Below are 22,365 nucleotides of genomic sequence, written 5' to 3'. Positions count from 1 at the left end.
GCTGATCCTCCTCTTCTAGTGAGCTACCGGTTCTGCACCGGACAGTGGGGTGAAGTTTTTACGCAATTTCTCATCTTCAATAATCTCTTTCCAAGGATCTACCGTGTGACCCAGTGTCACTTCCAGACGTTCAACCAGTGCGAGACGTACATCTCGATCTGCCAGAGCCTCCTTCACATGATCCAGACCTACCCGTTCAATCCACGCCGCTGTTCTCTCATTCCATCTTGCGTTCTCTCTATAATATTGCAGGTAAGCATAAGTCCACTCTTCGACTTCAGCATCTGTTTTCACTGTACATAACAGCTCTGCTGCGCGAACCTTCACACCGCCGTTGCCTCCAACATGAAGCTCCCATGCGCCATCGATGGCGACAACGCCCAGATCTTTAATCGTTGCTTCGGCACAATTCCGTGGGCATCCCGAGACGGCCAGTTTTACTTTGGCTGGAGCGACCATTTTGTCGAGTTTCTTCTCCAGACGAATGCCCATTTCTATGGAATCCTGTGTACCGAAGCGGCAGAACGTATTACCTACACATGTTTTTACTGTCCGTAAAGCTTTGCCGTAACCAAAGCCGGAAGGCATGTCGAGTTCTTCCCATATCTTCGGCAGGTTTTCCTTCTGTACACCCAGTAGATCGAGTCGTTGTCCGCCCGTAAATTTGACCATAGGTACGTCGTATTTCTCTGCAACCGTTGCGATCTTGATCAGTTCTGCCGGGGATGTTACGCCACCGTAAATTCGCGGAATAACGGAATACGTGCCGTCCTTCTGGATATTGGCATGGTAACGTTCGTTCGTGAATTTGGATACCCGCTCATCCTCATATTCTGTAGGCCAGATCATACCAAGGTAGTAGTTAAGGGAAGGGCGGCATTTGGAGCAGCCTTCTGGCTCATCCCAGCCAAGCACGTTCATGACTTCTTTGACGGTTTTCAGGCCCATCTCCTTGATTTGTGCCACAATTTCATCCCGGTCATACGAAGTACAGCCGCAGATGCCTTCTTTGGTTTGCTCGCCCACGTTGTCCCCTGCATAATAGGTGAGCAGTGATTCCACGATTGGTTTACATCCTCCACAGGAAGCGGAAGCTTTCGTGCAGGATTTGATAGCACCGACAGTGTTACATCCTTTATTGAGAACAGCATCACCGATGGCAGCTTTCGTTACACCGTTACAGCCACAGATGATCTCATCATCTGGCATGGCAGCCATGCGCTCGGCTACAGACGGGTCGGAACCGGAACCGCCAGAAGGCACGCCGAACAAAATTTCTTTTTCACGACCGCTGATGTCCTCACCGCTTTTAATTAAGGAAAAGAGGGATGCGCCATCGGTCGTATCACCAAACAACACTGCACCGACGAGCTTGCCGTCCTTGATCACCATCTTTTTGTAAACACCGTCTACATCATCCTGAATGCGAATGCTGCGTGTGTCTGGCGAGTCCTTGAATTGTCCGGCAGAGAATACGTCGACTCCCGAAACCTTCAGCTTGGTTGAAGTGACCGACCCTGCGTATCCTTCGGTCGCTGCACCAGCGAGCCGTTTGGCAAGAACCATACCTTGTTCATATAACGGAGCTACGAGTCCATAGGCAATACCGCGATGCTCCGCACATTCTCCTACAGCAGAGATTCCAGGGATATTGGTATGCATATAGTCATCCACGATGACCCCGCGATTAACGTCCAGACCGCTGTTTCGAGCCAATTCGATCTGCGGGCGAATACCGACTGCCATCACAACGAGGTCTGCCTCAAGCACCGTTTGGTCGGTGAAGCGAAGTGCTTTAACCCGGCCTTTGCCTGTAATCTCTTCGGTATGTTTGTTCAAAAGGAACTTCATGCCCTGCTCCTCAAGCTCTCGCTGAAGCATTAATCCAGCAGGCAGATCCAGATTTCGATCCATCAAGTGTCCATTAATATGAATGACGGTTACGTCCATACCCAGATTCAATAGTCCGCGGGCAGCTTCCAGACCGAGTAGTCCACCGCCGATGACAGCCGCCTTGCGGTACTTTTGAGATGCTGCCATCATCGTTTCACAGTCTTTAATGTCACGGAAACCGATGACCCCTTCTTTATTCGCGCCTGGAAGAGGCAGGATGAAAGCCTGTGAACCTGTCGCCATAATCAGCTCGTCATAGGATGCGTGGACCCCATTCTGAGATACAACTTCCTTGCGTACCGTATCGATCTGCACGACAGGGTCACCCGGATAGACATGGACACCGTTATCTTCGTACCAGCTCCAATCATTAATCACGATATCTTCAATGGATGTTCCGCCTGCGAGAACGGAAGATAGCATGATTCGGTTGTAGTTTGGATGCGGCTCTGCGCCAAAGACGGTAATGTCATATGCATGTGGTGCGAGTTTCAGAATATGCTCAATTGTACGAATTCCCGCCATACCATTGCCGACCAGCACCAGTTTTTTCGTTGTACTCATTGTGGTTAGCCCCCTCAGATCCATTTCTGTATTCTGTTTACTACGCTACCTTCGTCTGTTCCTAAAAATCGAAAAAAGCCTGTCATGCCTCGGAGGACTGCGCATATACATACGCATCCCTTATCTCCGAATTTGCAAAACAGGCTTCATTGCCGTTTCAACCAGCTACGTCGTTGTAACTGTGAGTGATCCTTCAGTTATGGAGTTCTTATGGGTTAACTATAAAAGAATGATTTGTTCATGTCAATATAGTTAACATAAAAAAGTATTTGAAATTTGAAGTTAATTATGTTTACATGAGTTTAAAGAAAAGCTGAATCGGCTACGTAAAATATGCTTTAAATTACAAAAAATAAGAAAATAAATCCATGTATCACTTCGTAAACGCCATATAATGTAGGAAATGTGCCATAGTACTCATGATTAACCCATTATTTGTTCCATTTTAATTCATTAGGATCAGACCGAGGATCAGAATGCATCTCATGATGCTACTTACGAATACTTCAGAGCACCTGGAATTTTGAAATATAGATGTTTATTCCTTGATTTTTGTTAGGTAACATGACATTATAGCGCTTTCGTGTGGTAATGTATTAAAAGTGAACGTGGGTACTGTATATCAATATAAGGAGGGATTGATCCATCATGCGATCCATATTGGTCATCCGTGTACATCCCATTCAGGCCGGCTCGTCCGAAGCAATCCCTCTAACACCGGAGAAGCTGCTGGGAGCAGTTGGCTATCATGTTAAGGTCTCGGACAGTGAGGATGAGGTGATGAAGCTTGCTCGTGAAGTCGATGCCTCCGTCTTGCATTTGTCTCTTGCGGACGTGGCTTATTGGGTAAAGCGGCTGGGTGAGGAGAAGTCGGATACTCCGCTTCTCTGGTGGTGTGCTCCGGATACAGCATCTTCCTCTGTAGAAGACTGCGAGGTTGATACCTCGTTTGATGGCATTCTTACACCGTCTATGGCTGGGCCGGAGATTCATTGGACGCTGCACTTTGCTGCGCGGCGTTATATGGAACGCAAGCAATGGGAGCAAGAGCGAAAGCAACTGCAGTCTAGATTGGAAGATCGGAAATGGATTGATATGGCGAAGGCGATCTTGTGTGATTTAAAGCAGATCTCCGAATCGGAAGCCTATGATCTGTTACGCAAAAAAGCGATGGATGAACGCAAACGGATGGTCGATGTAGCTACAGCGATTGTGAAAGCACATCAACTGCTCCAGTCATAATTGGAAGGAGGATGCTCTATGGATATGTCTCAGATCCTCAGAGAGGTAGGGCGCGGCAAACGAGGCTCACGTGATCTGAATTATGCAGAGGCATTGAACGTTGCCGAGAATATATTGAAACAGCAAGTTTCTCCTGCCCAGACGGCCGCATTTCTTATGGCTGAGCGGATGAAGATGGAGAATGTCGAGGAAATGGAAGCCTTTGTCCATGCGTGCCGGAACAGTGCGGAGCGTTTCTCCGTATTTCAGGATAGCTTGGATTGTGCGGGTCCTTACGACGGACGAACCAAGTCATTTATGGCGACATACCCTGTGGCATTTGTACTGGCGGCAGCGGGTTTACCGGTTACGCTACACGGTAGTGAACCTTTACCGCCTAAATGGGGAGTTACGCTGTCTGTTGTATTGAGAGAGGCAGGGATTGATACACGGAAGATCGACCGGGAAAATGCCCGGAGTGCTGCTCTCCATACAGGTGTAATGTATGTTTCTGCGGAAGACTGGTGTGAGCCGTTACGCAGACTTCGTCCATTACGGGAAGAACTAGGTTTTCGAACGGTACTGAATACAGCCGAGAAGCTGATTGATTATAATCATTCGCCTTATCTTGTTTTTGGAGTGTTTCATAATACGTTTCTGGATCGAATAGCCAAGCTTCTTACTCGTTTTCAGTATCAACGTGCTTATGTTATTCAAGGTATGGAAGGATCGGAGGATCTCTATATTGATCGTCCTACACGTGTATATGCTGTCGAGGATGGTGAGATGAAGCTTGAACTTGTAGATCCTTCAATCTACGATCTGGATATGCCTGTGCCGGATATGATCTGGACCGCGGCGAAGCAGGTTGAGGTGGCGGAGAGTGTACTACGCGGGGATGGTCATCTTACGTTTGTAAATCAGGTGCTGTTAAATGCGGGCTTTCGACTATATGTTGCAGGACGTGTCCCTTCCATAGAGCAGGGTATATACATGTCTAAGCAGTATATCGAAAGTGGAGCTGCGTTCCGGCTCTATCAACAGTGGTGTGTTTCTATGGGAGGAGAGTTGCCGGATAGCAGAACGATATCGATCTATCCGGCATCCTCCGGTTAAACTGTTCTGTGCTTATTCCCAAGGATACGTTACGGTCAGGAAGTCAGCGAACTTTTTGCTCTCTTCCCGCCGTTGTTTCCGCATCGCTGCGCGGTCAGGCGCAGTCTCGTACAGCTTTTTCTCCTCTTCAGTCTCCGGAATAATACGGGGCACGATCAGTTTGCGGTTATTTTCATCCATGGCCACAAAGGTCAGGAAGGCTGTTGCCGCGATTTTTTTCTCCCCCGTTATCAGATCCTCACGAATAACCTTCACGAAAATTTCCATGGAACTTCGGCCTGTCCACGTAGCAAATGACTCCAGTGTTACAGAATCGGTTGGATTAATGGGGTACAGAAAATCGACAGAGTCGGTTGATGCGGTAACGGTATTCACTCGGCACAACTTGGATGCGGTGATAGAGGCAATATCATCAATGTAGGACATCAACTTGCCGCCGAACAAAGTGTTATGATTGTTGACATCTGTTGGAAACACCCTTGCTGTTTTGTAACAGCGCGTTTCACGTACATACTTTCTCTCCGTTTGATCCATCTCCGTAGGTTTCGGTATCTCTCTCATATTTCTTCCTCCTTACAGTATGGCTGCAATGATTTTTTATTTCTAAGTGCAGCATTTCTTGTGGGCTCTTCTTTGTTCAAAAGGTTTGCTATCTCATCGGAGTGGGCTGTGTAAAATCTTTGAGTCCAACTTATATAGTATAGGTGTCGGTTAGGAACATATTCAAATGTAGAGGTACGAGACGAGGTAATACGAAAAAACCGCCAGGCGCGGACCGGCGCGCAGGCGGTGGAACTTCAATCTGTATATTAAGCCTTAGGTCTGAAAATACCGGACGGTTTGCCGATCGGCAGGAAAGTATACCCGAAGTGAGCATTCAGAACCGAAGCACCTGTACCATACAAGGACACAATGCCAATCGCCATCTCAGCGTATGCAGCGATCGTATGGAAGATGTGTGGTGCTACGCCGAAAGCGTCAAAGGTCAGACCAAGGAACAGGAAATCGATCAGAATGAAAATGATAAGCAACACTTTGTTGGCTTCAACAGCCCCAATCGTCATGAACAAGGTGAAGATCAGGTATCCGGCAAAAGCAAATCCGAGCTGTTTGCCATCGGTCTGCTCAGCAAGTGTAGAGCCGAACACGCCCATTTTGATCATCCAGTTTGCGCCCATAGCGAACCAGAAGAAGGCATAAGCACCAAATGCAGTAGTGCCAAAAGTGTTATTTCGTTTGGAATCCTGAATACATGCGAATAGTTGGGCAAAAGCACCCAGGAAGATCGCCCACGGAATAGCGTAGCTAAGTCCATCGGTAATGCCAAGTTTTTGGGAAGAAGCAACCAGGGTTACGATCGCAAGCCCAAATAATCCCATTGCGCTGGGATCGGCGTTTATGATTTTGACTTTAGTCTGTGACTCGGTTTGCATGGTGTTGATAAGCCTCCAATAATATCAAATCTGGATGATGAACCTTGTATAGGTCATCCTCGAACTTCATTTGGCATCCGCCGGACCCGGACACACATATCGACCTATTGTAACCGAATGCCCCGGTTAAGGAAAGGGATTTTATTACCTGAAACACCGGAAAACGGTTGCTTATGTGACAGTCAGTTGAATGGGGGGATAATATATCGGGTTTGTGGTGAAAAAAGACGGATAATTACATGTTATTTCCAGGACATTAACGTTAGTATCGAGGGGAAATCAAATCTGCAGTTCGGTGTGAGCCTGGAAGCGGCGGCATAAACTGCGGTGGGAAAGAGGGAGGTGGACGTGGAGTCAGAGAGGAACAGGGAGAGTTGTAAGAATCGTAGGAGGGTTGTACATCAACAAAATGCAAGCGCTTACTTTATTTAATTCAGCAGAAAAACATGTTGAAGAAACGAAAGGGTGGGTGTAGATGATTGCAAAACGGACGCGGCAACTCGGTTTAATTGTGCTGATATTCATGTTTGCGATTTCCAGCTTGGGATGGGGTGCATTCTATGGTACGACAGCAGTAAGTGCGGCAGCACCGGATTCAGCTGTTGATACTGGGGAAACAACCGTTTATCGATATGATTTTGGATCAGGAGTTGTGGCGGAGGGGTATACGGGTGTGGGAGCGGATGCCGTTTATACCTCGGAACGGGGATATGGTTTTGCGGATGCATCCAAGGTGACGGTGCAGGATCGTGGAACGAGTGATCCAATCAAGTCTGATTTTGCAACATTTGCTACAGGTGGACAATTCAACGTGGATTTGCCGAACGGTGACTATACTGTTTCGCTTGTTGCCGGGGATGCAGCCGGAGCTACAGAGATTGCCATCGATGTAGAAAGCATGAACAAGGTGCAACTGAACAGCAAGGCGGCAGGCGAGTATCTGGAGATGAACTTTGACATCGCAATGGTGGATGGTCAGATGAATCTGGTATTTTCCGGTACCGCTGCGAATCTGAATGCATTGGTTATTACCAAGCAAGCTGAGCGTGATGCGGGAAGCAAACCTGTTCTGTATTTGGCTGGAGATTCCACGATGCAGACCTACAATCCGTATTGGGAGCCGCAAGCGGGCTGGGGGCAGATGTTTCCTTCCTTTTTTAACGATACCGTGGAGATCAAAAATCATTCCATCGGTGGACGCAGTTCCAAGTCGTTTATTTTCCAAGGGCGGCTGGATGAAATTCTGAGAGTGATCCGTCCAGGAGACTATCTGTTTGTACAGTTCGGACATAATGATGCGACCATCAGTGTGCCTGACCGCTACGCTTCCCCGGCCGATTACAAAATCTATCTGAAAACCTACATAGACGGTGTGCGGCAACGGGGGGCAACGCCGATTCTGGTAACGCCGATGGGGCGCAGGGACTTCAATGCAAGTACGGGAAAATTCAATGTTTCCTTCCCTGAATATGTTCAGGCAGCCAAAGAAGTAGCGTCCGAAAACAATGTGTTACTAATTGATCTGAGCAAACTCAGCATCGAATATTATGACTCGATTGGGCCTGAGGCTACACTGTCGGTGTTCCTGCATGTTGCACCGGGTATTTATCAGGCGTTCCCTAACGGAGCTGCTGACAATACGCATTTTCAGGAGTACGGTGCCATTCAGATCGCAAGAATGGTTGCTGGTGCGGTGCGTGAACTTGATATTCCACTGGCCGATGCCGTGAAAGATGCTGAAGTGCCTGCCGAGGTTCCAGTGAAGCCAAACGGTCTGAAAGCTGGCAGCATCAGTAATGCCGGTGCTGTATTGAAATGGACAGCAGATGATGCAGCAGATATCTACAAAATCTATCGCAAGCTGTCTTCCGAGCCAGCATCTGCGTATACGCTAGCCGGAACAGCAACGGTTCCAACCATGAACTTATCTGGCCTTACCGAAGGTGAAACCTATACGGTACGTGTCACTGCCGTGAATGGTCGAGGCGAATCCGAGCCTTCGGACGAGGTGAGCTTCACAACGAAGTCGGCTGCATATCGATACGATTTTGGCCCCGTTGGCGCTCCAGTCGCGGAAGGGTATAACGAAGTGACAAGGAATACCTTATACACGCAGGAGCGGGGCTACGGCCTGACCTCTTCGACGAATATGGCGGATCGGGATCGTGGCAATGCCACGGATGCGCTGCGCCGCGATTTTGTCATTTATTTTGGCGGAAGTTATGAATTCAAGGTGGATTTACCTAACGGCAGTTATTCGGTTAAGGCTTACATTGGAGACTGGATCGGCTCCGCACGAACGAATATCAATATCGAGGGCAAGGACTACGGGACCGTATCCTCGGGTGCCCAAAATATAGCTGAGAAGGTTATCAACGATGTTCAAGTGCAGGATGGCCAGATGAATCTGGTGTTCAGTGGACAGACCGCACATCTCAATGGATTGGAGATCACACCAACCTTTATGTCTCCATCCGGGCTTCAACTGGATGAACTCGATCTGAACAGCGATCCGATCCGTGCAGTGTTGTCGTGGGAGGCGGCTGCTGGAGATGTACAGTACAAGGTCTATCGGCAATCTGCGGGAGCAACTAAACCAGAATTGCTCGCCACAGTTGATGAGCCAGCCTATACGGATAATCAGATCGAACTTGGCATGGATTATGTATACACGGTAACAGCGGTGGATCAGACGGGAACGGAATCGCTCGCGTCCAATGCGCTGAATGTATCTACGATTGATCCAAGTGTAACGAAAGCGGAAGCACCTACCGGGCTGGCGTTACAAGAGATCCGGAAAAACGATGTTTCTTTCACATGGAATGAAGCTGCTGGTGCACGATTCTACCAAATTTACCGTTCCAAAAGCCAGAATGGGCCTTATGAGATGATTGATCGAACCAAGGAAACTTTATATAAGGATTCCACCATTCTCAGTACGGTTCCTTATTACTATAAAGTGGCCTCGGTGAATGCAGGCGGTGTATCCGAGCTGTCCAGGGTGCTTGAAACTCCGGTAGCTACAACGCTGAACCGGGCAATGGAGTATTTGGATCGTGCACCGGTTGCGGTGAAAACGGGGCAAGGCAACTACATTGGCTGGCGCATGCTGGGGCTGGATACGGATTCGATTGCTTTCAATCTGTATCGTGATGGTGTGAAGCTGAACGCAGAGCCTCTGACAGGAAGCACGAACTATACGGATGCCGAAGGTACGGACAGTTCTAAATACCGTGTTACGACGGTAGAAAATGGAATGGAGAAGCCGGCGACGAAAGAGTTCGGTGTATGGCAGGAGCAATACCTGTCTGTGCCGCTGCAGAAACCTGCCGATGCGTATACCAAAGACGGGCAGCCGTATTCCTACTATGCAGGAGATGCCAGTGTCGGGGATGTCGATGGGGATGGCGAGTACGAGATCGTGCTCATGTGGTCGCCGAAAAACGGTAAGGATAATTCTCAGGCCGGAATTACCGGCATTGTATATATGGATGCCTACAAGCTGGACGGAACCCGTCTCTGGCGGATCAATATGGGGCCGAATATTCGGGCGGGGGCACATTACTCACCGTTTCTGGTCTATGATTTTGATGGAGATGGCCGGGCTGAACTGATGATGAAGACCGCAGACGGAACCGTTGACGGACAAGGGAAAGTCATCGGGGATGCGAATGCAGATCATCGTAACAGCTCCGGTTATGTACTTCTGGGTGATGAGTTTCTAACCGTATTCGATGGAGAGACCGGGGCGGCACTGGATACAGTGAAGTATGATCCGCCACGCGGAGACGTTGCTGCATGGGGGGATGGATACGGAAACCGTGTAGACCGCTTCCTTGCGGCTGTTGCCTATCTGGACGGAGAGCATCCGAGTGCGATGTTTAGCCGCGGGTATTACACGCGTACAGTACTTGCTTCTTACAATTTTCAGGATGGTAAGCTCAGTCAGGTATGGCGTTTTGACTCGAACGATGAGGGTTACGGTTCCTATGCAGGTCAGGGGAATCACAACCTATCCGTAGGTGATGTGGACGGTGATGGCAAAGATGAGATTACATTCGGAGCAATGGCAATTGATGACGACGGTAAGCCACTTTACAACACAAGACTGGGACATGGAGATGCGATGCATCTGAGTGACCTTGATCCAACCCGTCCGGGGATGGAGGTATTCGGGGTACATGAGGACCGAAGCTCGAAATATGGCATGGAGATGAGAGATGCAGCCACAGGTGAAGTGCTTTGGGGAGTGTTTACGGGGATGGACACGGGGCGCGGTATGGCAGCTGATATCGATCCAAACTATCCGGGAGCTGAGGTATGGGCGGCTACGATTACCAATGAACAGCATATTCCGATTACCGGGCTGTATAGTGCCAAGGGAGAATTGATCACAACGAAGATTCCTTCCTCCACAAACTTTGGAATTTGGTGGGACGGTGATCTGTTGCGTGAACTGCAGGATGGTATTCGAATCGACAAGTGGGACTACGAGAATCAGACTACGGTTAACCTGCTGACAGCAACAGGAGCTGCTTCCAACAATGGAACCAAAGCCAATCCAAGCTTACAAGCTGATTTATTTGGCGACTGGCGTGAGGAAGTGATTTGGCGCAGTCAAGACAGCTCCGAGCTGCGGATCTATACCACAACCGATGAGACCGATGTTCGTCTTCGTACGTTGATGCATGATCCAGTCTATCGTCTTGGCGTAGCATGGCAAAATGTTGCTTATAACCAGCCTCCACACACAAGCTTTTATCTCGGTGCGGGAATGGAACAGCCGAAGGCTCCGAATATTCGCTATGTGGGTGGCCCGCAAGAGCCGGAAGACACCACACCTCCAGTCATTACAGGCATGCCAGCGGAGCAGATGAGCGAGGATGATGTGCTTCAAGTGAAGGTGAAGGCTGAAGACCCTGAATCGGGTATTACACATCTGGAGCTGACTTGGGATGGCGAGACTGTGCAGTCAGGGGATGAGATTGTGCTGGCTGGGCTTGTCGGCAAGCATATCTTTACAGCTCGTGCGGAGAATGGTGCGGGACTGATCGCCGAGGTGAGCGTTGAAATAACGGTAGTGGCCGGGGATCAGGCTACTGGTGCTCCCGGAGTGCCTGTTCTGTCAGACAATAACGGTCACGGAAACGGGCTTAGTGATGGAACCTACACGGTGACGATGAACATGTGGTGGGGGAACAATGGTACGGAGTATAAGCTGTATGAGAACGGAGAACTGCTAGATCGTCAGAAGTTATCTGCCTCTACCCCTGCAGCGCAGAAGGCATCCACTTCCATTCAAGGTCGGGCCAATGGTACGTATGTATATACGTGTGAGCTAACGAACGCTAAAGGTAAAACGGAATGTCAACCGCTCACGATAACCGTTCGCAATGCTGAACCATCTCAGCCAGAGCTGTCCCACGACAATTGGGATGGAGATGGCAACTATACAATCACAATGAATATGTGGTGGGGCACGAATGCCACATCATACCGATTGTATGAGAATGGTACGGAGATTGACAGCCAGCCGTTAACGGCATCTTCTCCTCATGCGCAGACAGCCAAGGTTGAGATCAAAGATCGTGCCGTCGGTGATTATGAATATGTAGTGGAATGGGTCAATGATCATGGGAAGACAACAAGTGAAACAATACAAGTGAAAGTTACGAACTAATATTCCAAACTTAATAACAGATATCCAATGTATAAATATACGTCAGCATAACAGACAGGACAGCTTCATCCGACATGAATAAGAGATAATCGAGAGCATCTCTCCATTCTCAGAAGGACACCAACCATGGGGTTCGAGATTGGAGGGGTGCATTTTGGTTTATTTTTATAAAATACACAATTATGACACAAAGCCTTTTCGGGCTTGAAGAGTATAAACAGAGGTTGCGTATAGAGTGGGAAGAATGTGACAACATGGCGTTACATCTGGTATTTTTCACCAATCTCTATTAGAATGAAATTAGCCCTTTCAAATTTTGGAGAAGCATACAAAACATCCATGTCTCCTATGCCATATGTTAATCCAACTATAGATTGACAGGAAACACTACAATGGAACACAAATGAAGGAGGTATCAGGGGCCATGGTTATGAGTTTGGATTTGAAAAACAAAATAGAAAAAGCCAGGCATAACCTTCATAAACTGGTGGAGCATAATAAGGGAAGGCTTGGACATCCTGAAGTCATTCGGCAGTCGATGGCACTAGATGAATTGATTAATGAGTATAATCGAGTATCCCGGAATCAGACACGCGCGTGAAAGTGAACAGAACGGGAATGCAACTATATATTGCAACAATGTATCATGATATGAACTTGTATGGTTCGGGCGAACAGAGTAACACATCAACCCCAATCAAGGAAGGGCATGAAGATCGCCGTCAGGGCTAACCTCACATTACCGTGAGGGAGCTTTGGAGGTGGATCATTCATGCCCTTTTTGGTTTAATGAAGCATGCGCTTGGCTTCCAGGTACAACACCTGCACGAATTTTTTCGTATTGATGCGGGTTTGGGACAGCGAGGGCTCCACGTTGTTTTGCAGTTCGAGCATTTTTTTGCGAATCTCTGTAAAATCAAAAAATTTGGAGGCGTAGTTCTCGAATTTTGGATGGGTATAGTCTGTCAATCCAAGAGACACCACATGACTTAGTGTCTGAAAAATGGCTCTGCGCACCCGCTGTTCCGATGCTTTCACCTCTTTGGTAATGTCTGCAGCCGATGCAGTCTCTCCTAGTTTACGCTGAGCTACTTGCTGGAAGATGTCTTTGAGCGAAGGGAAGGTGTAAGGTGATAGCTTATGTTCCTCCGTCTCCAGTTGTTCGAGATATTCCAGCATGTCCAGTAGATCTCGGCTGCCAGCCTCCCCGATCATGCCCATCTCGGACAACAGAAAATGACCTGTGGTAGTAATGGTTTTGTCCGGAGCCTGCACCTGCTTGCGCTCACCTGTCTGTAGACCCGTCAGTCCTTGCAGTGTACGCTGAATATCCGCTATAGACTGCTGCATCCGCAATCTCTCTTCCACAAGGCGAAGCACGGATAGAATCTCCAGCCGGTTAATCGGTTTCGTAATATAATACTCAATGCCTAAGGAGTAGGCTTCTCCAATCATATTTTTGGACTCAATCTGGGAGATCATCACGATCTTGCCTTTGAACTTTCCTTCAAGTGCACGTACGGTCTGTATCCCGTCTTGATGCGGCATCAGCAGATCGATTAGCAGGACATCCACCTTATGTAGTTCCAGCAATTCGGCATGAATATGGGCTCCATCCTCGGCTTCCCCGGCAATGTCACCCAATCCTTCATCTTCAATAATGTCCATTAGCATGGAACGCACGCTTGGATCATCATCCACGATAAAATAACGCAAATTGTTCACGTCCTTTCCAATTCATCACGGTATTTCCCTAAAAAAGCTTTATTTAAACGGCCGTTTGTCTCGCCATAAAATCCTGTTTTATTTACATCATGCTTATCTCCGTATCCTGAGACACCTCTCCTATCATACTTCCCAAACGAAAATCTGCATAGAAGCTCACATGTAAGGTTAGATGACAATGACTGGATGAGAGAGGCGCATTTTCAAAAAAAATGTCCAGAAAGCATGTAGGTATTTGTCTATTTCGGTAGATGCACTTGTAGTATAAGTAACATGCATCAGTCTGAACCTGTCGTTGTGTAAAATGTTGCAAATGTTCAGTTATTTCAAGCACGGCACTCGGTCAGACACAGGGCTGGGATAAGAAACGAATGCAGTAGTCTTTTTTAATAATACATCATAATAAGGGGCGTATCGATGGAGCAAACAATACAAGATGTTGTCGTTCTTTTCAATGATTTTCTCTGGTCTAAACTGTTAATCATTCTGCTGGTCGTCTGCGGAGTCTATTTCACGACAAAAACGAAATTCATGCAATTCCGTATGATCGGTGATATGGTCAAGGTGCTCAGAGAGCCAAAGAGCAAGGAACCGGGTAAAATCTCCCCATTTCAAGCCTTCTGTATCAGTATGGCCGCACGTGTGGGTACGGGAAACATTACAGGGATCGCACTAGCTATAGCCCTTGGTGGACCTGGTGCTGTTTTCTGGATGTGGGTTATTGCGATCATCGGATCGGCTTCGAGCTTCGTCGAGAGCACACTGGCTCAGATCTACAAAGTTAAAGATAAAGGCGGATTCCGCGGAGGACCGGCCTATTATATGGAACGTGGGCTTGGAAAACGATGGATGGGGGTTCTTTTTGCTATCCTGATCACCCTTTCGTTCGGCTTAGTCTTTAACGCTGTACAGTCCAACACTATTACAGTGGCCTTCCAAAACTCCTTTGGAACAGATCGCTTAACGGTTGGCATTATTATGGCAGTTGTTTTTGCAGGTATCATTATGGGCGGGGTTAAACGGATCGCGAAAGCATCAGAATATATCGTGGTTGTGCTCGCAGTGTTGTATATTGGGGTGGCTGCATTTATCGTGCTCGCAAACATCACAGAACTTCCAGCCATGATTGCGTTAATTGTGAAAAATGCCTTCGGCATTGAACAGGTCGCTGGCGGGACACTGGGTGCTGCGCTGATGAATGGTGTTAAACGTGGACTATTCTCGAATGAAGCCGGTATGGGTAGTGCGCCGAATGCTGCGGCAACGGCAGATACATCCCATCCGGTCAAACAAGGTCTGATCCAAGCCTTTGGTGTTTTGACAGATACACTAGTTATATGTACAAGTACGGCTATGATTATTTTGTTATCCGGGGTATATCAGGGTTCGGATCTGGGTGGTATTGAGCTGACTCAAGCTGCGCTCAGTGTACACATCGGTTCGTGGGCTTCAGGCTTCCTGGCGGTGATGGTATTCTTGTTTGCCTTCAGCACGTTGATTGGTAATTATTATTACGGTGAAACAAACATTGAATTCATTAAGTCTAACAAAGTTTGGCTCTGGGTGTATCGCGTTGCCGTCATTAGCATGGTGGTATTTGGTGCGGTAGCGAAGGTGCAACTAGTGTGGGATTTGGCTGACCTGTTCATGGGTCTGATGGTTGTCGTGAACTTGATTGCCATCTTGATGTTGTCCAAAGTTACCTTCGAAGCCTTGAAGGATTACAAGCGGCAGAAAGCAGAGGGACGTGATCCTGTATTCACTCGTGACCGGATACATATTCCGGGCGAGATTGAATGCTGGGAGTCGGAAGAGGACGTAACGGGTGCAGGAAAGCTGGATGCAACAGGATAAGATTGTTTATGATTTAGATTGATGTCATCCTTGGCGCGTCCAAAGTGTCAACAAACGAATAAAGCTTGTTATAACGCACTATAAAACAGGACTTGGACTACCATGATGGCATTCCAAGTCCTGTTTATTACATACCTCAATCTATCAGTAAGCTTTTTATGCGGATCGTTCGTGTATGATTTGCTCTTGTTTCTTATGTTACTTTTGGACGGAATAGCTGATCAGTTGTTCGGATAGAGCTTTCATGCGTGCACCTGTATCATTGAGCTTCTCGATGACATCGGTGAAGGATGCAACCAGATTTGCCTGTTCTTGCGAAGAAGCGGCGATCTGAGATACTTCAACCTCCATCTGCTGAATCACTTGCTGTACGTCTTTCAGGCTGGCATCAATATCGGTCGTTGCTTGTTTCGCATCAACGGAGAGTTTACGTACTTCGGATGCCACGACACCAAATCCGGCACCGGCTTCGCCTACACGGGCAGCTTCGATTGCAGCGTTCAAGCCAAGCAGGTTGGTTTGTTCGGAGATTTCACGAATGAAACCAGCAACCTTGTTAATTTGGGATGAGTTCTGTACAGCCAGTCGTGTGTTCTCCAAAATCTGCTCACTGGTAGCCTGCAATTCTTCGGCATGAGCTGCTACATGCTGCACCATGTCAACTAGGTTTGCATTGATGTCTTGATTCTCTTGGATGATGTCCTCCAGTTGGTTCTGATTGGATTGGTCATAGGATACACAGAATACAGCCACAACGTTATTATTATCATCAAAGATGGGAACGTTCAGCGTATCCAGTTCTACTCCAAACACTTCTTTGGGCAATGTAGAGAGTGTGGCTTCCCGACCATTTTTCAGAACAGCGAAGTTTTGATAGGAATCTAAAAGTGTCATGCCTTTTTCAAATCCAAGATTGAACTTCTCTGTCATAATCACATCTAATACTTTCTCGTGGTCATACACGGTCAAGCTTGCTGGCTCCCGCAGGATCAGGCTAATGTAAGGCAAGGATTTTAACAGTGCGTCAACAATGTTTATGTTACTCATGGAACTCAATCATCCTCTCAATATTTAAATGTAAAGTGAATTGGAAAATTTGCAGAACCTCTATTGTTCATCGGACAAAAATCGGATATCCTGAATGCTTGATTGCATGAAAATCGAACTATTTTCCAAATGATATTCCAACTTTTTCCCATGTGGTGCGTTTTCTTGGATATTAGTTCTAGTTGTAACTGTTTTTATGCCAATTATTCGTTGCTAATTTAATTGAAATATAGGACATGTGTCCATTTATTTTGCTTATCAGACAGATCACGTTGGAGGTGGGTTGGATGAAGGAAGTGTTGAACTTTGAGCTTATGCGACAACTTGTCCGGGAGCATGGATTGGATCAGGTGTTGGACGAAACGTTAATTGCCGAGCTGCGTCTGCTTGAGGCGGAGAAGGGCGAGATTATTTGTGAAAAAGGAGAACGTCCTGAACGTTTATATTTTCTCGTTGAAGGTAAGCTCAAAATCTTCACAACACTGCCGAATGGCAAGTCACTGTTGCTCAGATTCAGTACACCACTCGCCCTTGTGGGTGACTTGGAGCTTGTGAATGGAAAAGAAGCAAACAATATCGTGCAGTCTGTGAATCGCAGTTTGTTACTCGCCATCAGCTACCGTGTCATTCAGAATACGTATGCCGAGAATCCGAAATTCCTCCATTTTATGCTGAGTCAGGTGACACACAAGCTGTACACGTTCTCGAATCTGTCGAGCCTGAACATGCTCTATCCTGTTGAAAGCAGATTTGCCAGCTATATGTTATCTACGGCTGATCAGGATACAGCTGCATCAGAGGAGATTCAGACATCCAAATTGACGGAACTTGCTGATTTGCTGGGTACCAGCTACAGGCATCTCAATCGGGTTATTCAGGACTTGTGCAGACGAGATATTATTCGCAAAGTAGGGCGTAAAATCGTCATTCAGAACGTGGAAGAACTACGAGAGATTGCAGGAGGGAATGTATACGAGTGAATTGATACTACAAAGAGCACCCTTTAACGAAGAAGGTGCTCTTTTGCGTTCTGTCTATTCTGTATGAATCAACCTTGATCCCGTCTGCTTCGATCAGACATTCCCGTGTTGCTCAAATAATTGTGCAATCTCCACAATAACCTGTGTGGCCTTGACCATATTATCTACCGATACATATTCGAACTTGCCGTGATAGTTTTCCCCACCTGTGAAGATATTCGGTGTTGGCATGCCCATGTAGGAGAGCTGGGAGCCGTCTGTTCCTCCCCGAATTGGACGAATAATTGGCTCGATACGCAGCTTTGTCATGGCTTCGTGCGCGATATCAACGATCTGGCGAACCGGCTCAATCTTTTCGCGCATATTGTAGTACTGATCGTTTATCTCTACCGTAACGCTTTTATCTCCATACTTCGCTTTCAGTTCGCCCGTAATGTTTAACAGGTTGGTTTTGCGTGCTTCAAACTTCTCCCGATCAAAATCACGAATAATATAGTGCATCTTCGTCAGCTCTACATCACCTTCCATCGCCAGCAGGTGGTAGAAGCCTTCGTAACCTTCGGTGGATTCAGGTGCTTCCTCTACAGGTAGCTTGCTGTTTAATTCCATCGCAATTTTCAGTGAATTCACCATTTTGCCTTTTGCCGTACCGGGATGCACATTCGTACCGCGTACCGTAATCTTGGCTGCTGCCGCGTTAAAACTCTCATACTCCAGTTCCCCTAGTGGCCCGCCGTCTACAGTGTAGGCGTATTTAGCACCAAAGGCAGCGACATCAAACTTGTGTGGACCGCGGCCGATCTCTTCATCGGGAGTAAAAGCAACCCGAATCTTGCCGTGTTTCACTTCCGGGTGCTCGATCAGGTATGCCATCGCCGTCATGATCTCGGCAATCCCTGCTTTATTATCTGCACCGAGCAACGTTGTGCCATCGGTGGTAATCAGCGTATGTCCTTTGTACTCATGGAGTTCAGGGAAGTCCTTAGTGGACAAAATAACGTCCAGCTCCCGGTTCAGCACGAGATCAGAGCCATCATAGTTCTCGACAACCTGTGGTTTTACATTTTTACCGGTAAAGTCGGTAGCAGTGTCGAGATGGGCGAGGAATCCAATGACAGGCACATCCTTGTCCGTATTGGACGGAAGTGTTGCCATGACATAGCCATTCTCATCCATCGTGACTTCTTGCAGTCCGATGGATGTACATTCTTCGACAAGAAGCTTGCCCAGCGCCAGTTGTCCGGGCGTGGATGGACAGGTGTCACTATTTTCATCGGATTGGGTATCCATCTGTACGTATGTGCTAAGTCTCTGAATCAATATATCTTTCAAGTGAAATCGCTCCTTTATGGGTAATATATAGGTTGAATATGATCTGCCAGACTGTACAAGTGTAACGTTATCATTGGATCACATCACATTCAGGATATCAGGCAGTCCAGAATGTGTTTGTGCTTTGCGGGATGGTGACATCTCCTTCAGCCTTTCAAAATGGAATCCTATTGGTAGGATATCCCTTTTGGTGAGTTTGTAACGATATCATACCATGTTTTGACCTGATTTCGAGAAGGGTATTCTGCTAATGGGATGGAAGGGCACCAAAAAGTGCGTACTTGAATTTTTGAACCTCAGGTTCATAATAGCTATGAAGAAAGGATGTGTGTAGATCATGCCATTTATTACAGTGAAGATGCTGGAAGGCAAAACGAAGGAGCAGAAGCGCCAGTTGATCGAACGAATGACCGAGGTTGCTTGCGATACGCTGGGTGTGGAAGCGAGTAAGGTCTTTATTTTCATAGAGGATTTGGAGAAAGATAACTACGGTAAAAACGGGAAGATGTTCTCCGATCAGGAACCAAACTAATTAAGTTCAAGGAAAAGCAACGCAATGGTAGGGGTGTGCGTGATGTGAATGCTGCGACGAGTGGAGCTAGAATAAAAAGTGGACACCCGTTAACGGACGGAAGGATAATAAGGCTAACGGAGGTGTGTTCACATGGGAGAACAGCGGCAACGATACAATGAAGAGTTTAAAAAACAAACGGTAAAATTTATTCAAGAACAGACCAAGACACTCGGAGACTTGGCAGAAGAACTCAACATTCCAAAAAGTACACTACACCAGTGGATGGGCAAGTATCGCGAACTTAAACATGAGCCTGTAGCTAGCGTAGATCGAGTGAAAGAACTGGAAGCAGAGCTTAAAGAAATGCGCCGGTTACTTCAAGAGAAAGAGCATACGCTTGCGGACACGCAAGAGGAACTGGCTATTGTAAAAAAAGCAGTGCACATCTTCAGCAAACCAAAGCGCTAAGGTTTCAGTTTGTGGAAGACCATCGCTCCCAGTTTTCTTTGGAGAAGATGTGCACTCTGTTACACGTGTCACGGAGCGGATATTACAAGTGGCGGATGGATCTAACCAGTAAGCAACAGCGCCGGAGAACTGAGATCATGAAGCGTATTCGGTTTCATTTCTACGACCACCAGAAGCGGTGTGGAAGTCCGAAAATTACGTATGCACTCCATCTGGAAGGATACAAAATCTCTTCCCGTACCGTCAGTATATACATGCGTCAAATGAATCTTCGTTCCGTGCACAGTCCTCGGTATCGTGTCCAGACGACGGATTCTAACCATCATCATCCCATTGCACCTAATACGCTGAACCAGCAATTTCAAACGTCCAAACCGAACACCGCATGGGTCACCGATATTACCTACATTCCCTGCCGAGGAGGCCGGTTATATCTCGCCAGTGTTCTGGATTTGTGTACGCGTGAGATTGTGGGCTGGCGCCTGTACAACCATATGGAAACGAGCTTGGTGTTAGATGCATTGAAAGATGCTTACCAGGCCAAACGCCCCGCTCCAGGATTGCTCCACCACTCGGATCGTGGCTCACAGTACACGTCAAAAGAATACGTGGAGCAACTGAAATCGTATGGTATGGAGCTCAGTATGAGCCGCCGAGGAAACTGTTACGATAACGCATGTATCGAGTCTTGGCACAGTATTTTGAAGAAGGAACTCATTTACTGTAACCCTCGTTTTAAGAATCCAGAAGAGGCGTATAACGCCATTTACCAGTACATTGAGTTCTATTACAACCGCAAGCCAATGCATGGTGCGCTAGGTTATCTTTCCCCTACTCGTTTTGCGAAGAAGTTTACGGACAAATCCGTCGCGTAAGTGTCTACTTTCTTGACATAGGTCCACCAGAAACGTTATTTGGCTTATTTTGCTTCAATGAGGACTGTTTTTCAGGTTTTTCGATGAAATAAGCTCACTGGAGATCGTTAGAATTCGGAGAGCCCCATTGAGGGGGAAATAAGGTCCGTGGTGATCGTTAGATATGGAACCAAACTGATCAGTTCAGGCGGATGACATGTTCACCCAACTAAGCTACAGATATAAACCATGGATAGGAGTTGTACTCAACAATGACAGAGCAATTATTCTCACCTTATCAATATAAAAGCTTAGCGTTACAGAACCGTGTCGTTATGGCACCGATGTGCCAATATTCGGTTACGGCGAAGGATGGCATCCCGAATGATTGGCATCAGGTTCACTATGTGAGCCGTGCTGTGGGTGGAACAGGACTCATTATTATTGAAATGACAGACGTTGACCCGGACGGACGGATTACAGACAATGATCTGGGGATTTGGTCAGACGAACACATCCCCGCCTTCGCCAAGCTGGTAGACGGAATGCATGCTTACGGCTCTAAAGTGGCGATCCAGATCGCACATGCAGGACGCAAAGCCGAGGATGCGCCCCAGCCTGTTGCTCCTTCTGTTGTCACGTTTCCGGGAGAACAATATAAAGAGCCGCGCGCATTGACCACCGAAGAAGCGGAAGCGATGGTGCAGAAGTTCGCAGATGGTGTGCGTCGTGCGGTTCAAGCGGGTGTGGATGCAATCGAGCTGCATGGTGCACACGGTTATCTGATTCACCAATTTCACTCTCCGCTGATGAATCATCGCGAGGATGTGTATGGACAAGATCTGTCTCGTTTTGGTGTAGAGGTGATTCGTGCGGTGAAAAAAGAAATGCCTGCTGACATGCCGCTCATTATGCGAATTTCTGCGGTGGAGTATGCGGACGGCGGGTATGATCTCGATCATACCATCGAGATTGGCCGTGCCTATCAGGAAGCAGGCGTGGACATGTTCCATATCAGCTCGGGCGGTGAAGGGCCATCCGGTCAGCGTAAACCCGGGAACTATCCGGGGTATCAGGTTCCTTTTGCCCGTCGTTTTCGGGACGAGTTGAAGGCACCTGTAATCGCTGTAGGCATGTTGGAGGACGCGGCACTGGCACAGGCCGTAATCGGCAACGGTGATGCTGATCTGGTTGCCATTGGCAGAGGCATGTTACGTGACCCGTATTGGGCCAATCATGCTGCTCTTGAACTAGGTGTCAGCAAAGAGCAGGCGGCGATTGCCGAGCAATATTCTCGGGGATATTGATGGTGTGGTGGCTTACGCTTCCTATCAGGAAGCAGGTCACACCGGGTACTAGGAAAGCCATGCTGTGGCTTATTTATGGATAGAGATGCCCATGGATCATATTAGTGTGGTTCCTGGATATGATTTTAGATTTTAGAGAGCTGTGGATCGTCGTGAAATGGTGTGAGTATGAGTATGAGTATGAGTTATCAGCGTGAGTATAAGTACTAGTTTGGGTATAAGCGTGAACAGGAGTGCTAGGTTGGGGCAGGAGCAAGCAGCAATGTGTGTATGGAGCAAGAGCAAAAGTAGGAGCAGAAGAAAGTATGGTAAGAGAACGGATTAAGCGTGTTTCATATAAGTAAAACGGACGTGAAGAGAGCTAACGATCAGGAGAA

Annotated in this window: 16 protein-coding genes; 10 read left to right on the top strand and 6 right to left on the bottom strand. The window is 47.4% G+C overall.

The genetic code is table 11. The annotated features are described in order from the left end of the window. Positions 1-15 precede the first annotated feature (15 nt). On the bottom strand, positions 16-2,457 hold the full coding sequence (gene nirB, locus MKY23_RS27240) for a nitrite reductase large subunit NirB (RefSeq protein ID WP_339833773.1): 2,442 nt from the start codon (positions 2,455-2,457) through the stop codon (positions 16-18). 648 nt (positions 2,458-3,105) lie between these two features. Between nirB and MKY23_RS27235 the strand changes: the two genes are divergently transcribed. Beyond that, positions 3,106-3,699 carry an ANTAR domain-containing protein gene (locus tag MKY23_RS27235; RefSeq protein ID WP_339833770.1) on the top strand — a complete coding sequence of 198 codons (594 nt, stop codon included), beginning with the start codon at positions 3,106-3,108 and terminating at the stop codon, positions 3,697-3,699. A gap of 18 nt (positions 3,700-3,717) precedes the next feature. Further along, complete coding sequence (locus MKY23_RS27230; RefSeq protein ID WP_336121637.1) at positions 3,718-4,794, top strand: anthranilate phosphoribosyltransferase; 1,077 nt, start codon at positions 3,718-3,720, stop codon at positions 4,792-4,794. Positions 4,795-4,806: 12 nt separating this feature from the next. Here MKY23_RS27230 and MKY23_RS27225 read toward each other — a convergent pair whose 3' ends face one another. Both MKY23_RS27225 and MKY23_RS27220 read right to left on the bottom strand, forming a co-directional pair. After that, on the bottom strand, positions 4,807-5,355 hold the full coding sequence (locus MKY23_RS27225; RefSeq protein WP_339833766.1) for an acyl-CoA thioesterase: 549 nt from the start codon (positions 5,353-5,355) through the stop codon (positions 4,807-4,809). A gap of 248 nt (positions 5,356-5,603) precedes the next feature. Then, positions 5,604-6,227, bottom strand: a complete 624-nt coding sequence (locus MKY23_RS27220; RefSeq protein WP_090921519.1) for a GPR1/FUN34/YaaH family transporter — start codon at positions 6,225-6,227, stop codon at positions 5,604-5,606. A 475-nt stretch (positions 6,228-6,702) separates the two neighbouring features. Between MKY23_RS27220 and MKY23_RS27215 the strand changes: the two genes are divergently transcribed. Beyond that, entirely contained in the window at positions 6,703-11,907 is a 5,205-nt protein-coding gene (locus tag MKY23_RS27215; RefSeq protein ID WP_339833761.1) for a fibronectin type III domain-containing protein, read from the top strand. 424 nt (positions 11,908-12,331) lie between these two features. After that, complete coding sequence (locus tag MKY23_RS27210; protein ID WP_154959578.1) at positions 12,332-12,508, top strand: aspartyl-phosphate phosphatase Spo0E family protein; 177 nt, start codon at positions 12,332-12,334, stop codon at positions 12,506-12,508. A gap of 185 nt (positions 12,509-12,693) precedes the next feature. Here the strand turns inward: MKY23_RS27210 and MKY23_RS27205 are convergent, their stop codons facing one another. Continuing rightward, positions 12,694-13,623, bottom strand: coding sequence for a response regulator (locus MKY23_RS27205; RefSeq protein ID WP_090921525.1), 930 nt, complete (start codon positions 13,621-13,623; stop codon positions 12,694-12,696). 426 nt (positions 13,624-14,049) lie between these two features. Between MKY23_RS27205 and MKY23_RS27200 the strand changes: the two genes are divergently transcribed. Further along, on the top strand, positions 14,050-15,486 hold the full coding sequence (locus tag MKY23_RS27200; protein WP_154890010.1) for an alanine/glycine:cation symporter family protein: 1,437 nt from the start codon (positions 14,050-14,052) through the stop codon (positions 15,484-15,486). A 198-nt stretch (positions 15,487-15,684) separates the two neighbouring features. Here MKY23_RS27200 and MKY23_RS27195 read toward each other — a convergent pair whose 3' ends face one another. Then, a complete protein-coding gene (locus MKY23_RS27195; RefSeq protein WP_339833750.1) occupies positions 15,685-16,533 on the bottom strand; it encodes a methyl-accepting chemotaxis protein in 849 nt (282 codons plus the stop codon). A gap of 287 nt (positions 16,534-16,820) precedes the next feature. On the opposite strand from MKY23_RS27195, the gene MKY23_RS27190 reads away from it, so the two are divergent. Continuing rightward, positions 16,821-17,513 carry a cyclic nucleotide-binding domain-containing protein gene (locus MKY23_RS27190; protein WP_090921529.1) on the top strand — a complete coding sequence of 231 codons (693 nt, stop codon included), beginning with the start codon at positions 16,821-16,823 and terminating at the stop codon, positions 17,511-17,513. Positions 17,514-17,606: 93 nt separating this feature from the next. Here the strand turns inward: MKY23_RS27190 and pepT are convergent, their stop codons facing one another. Further along, complete coding sequence (gene pepT / locus MKY23_RS27185) at positions 17,607-18,845, bottom strand: peptidase T (RefSeq protein WP_339833744.1); 1,239 nt, start codon at positions 18,843-18,845, stop codon at positions 17,607-17,609. Positions 18,846-19,182: 337 nt separating this feature from the next. On the opposite strand from pepT, the gene MKY23_RS27180 reads away from it, so the two are divergent. The 4 genes from MKY23_RS27180 to MKY23_RS27165 all read left to right on the top strand — a co-directional run bounded on the left by MKY23_RS27180 (position 19,183) and on the right by MKY23_RS27165 (position 21,988). Next, positions 19,183-19,377 carry a 2-hydroxymuconate tautomerase gene (locus MKY23_RS27180; RefSeq protein WP_090921533.1) on the top strand — a complete coding sequence of 65 codons (195 nt, stop codon included), beginning with the start codon at positions 19,183-19,185 and terminating at the stop codon, positions 19,375-19,377. A 132-nt stretch (positions 19,378-19,509) separates the two neighbouring features. Next, positions 19,510-19,827, top strand: a complete 318-nt coding sequence (locus tag MKY23_RS27175; protein WP_090924849.1) for a transposase — start codon at positions 19,510-19,512, stop codon at positions 19,825-19,827. Between the two features lie 11 nt (positions 19,828-19,838). Then, positions 19,839-20,702, top strand: coding sequence for an IS3 family transposase (locus MKY23_RS27170; protein ID WP_339833738.1), 864 nt, complete (start codon positions 19,839-19,841; stop codon positions 20,700-20,702). Positions 20,703-20,953: 251 nt separating this feature from the next. After that, positions 20,954-21,988: an NADH:flavin oxidoreductase/NADH oxidase gene (locus tag MKY23_RS27165; protein ID WP_339833735.1), complete on the top strand. Its 1,035-nt coding sequence runs from the start codon at positions 20,954-20,956 to the stop codon at positions 21,986-21,988. The last annotated feature ends 377 nt before the right edge of the window (positions 21,989-22,365 follow it).

Origin of the sequence: Paenibacillus sp. FSL R7-0272, assembly GCF_037969905.1 — a bacterium.
Classification (GTDB): Bacteria; Bacillota; Bacilli; order Paenibacillales; family Paenibacillaceae; genus Paenibacillus; species Paenibacillus polysaccharolyticus.
This window is presented reverse-complemented; position numbering and strand designations above follow the sequence as displayed.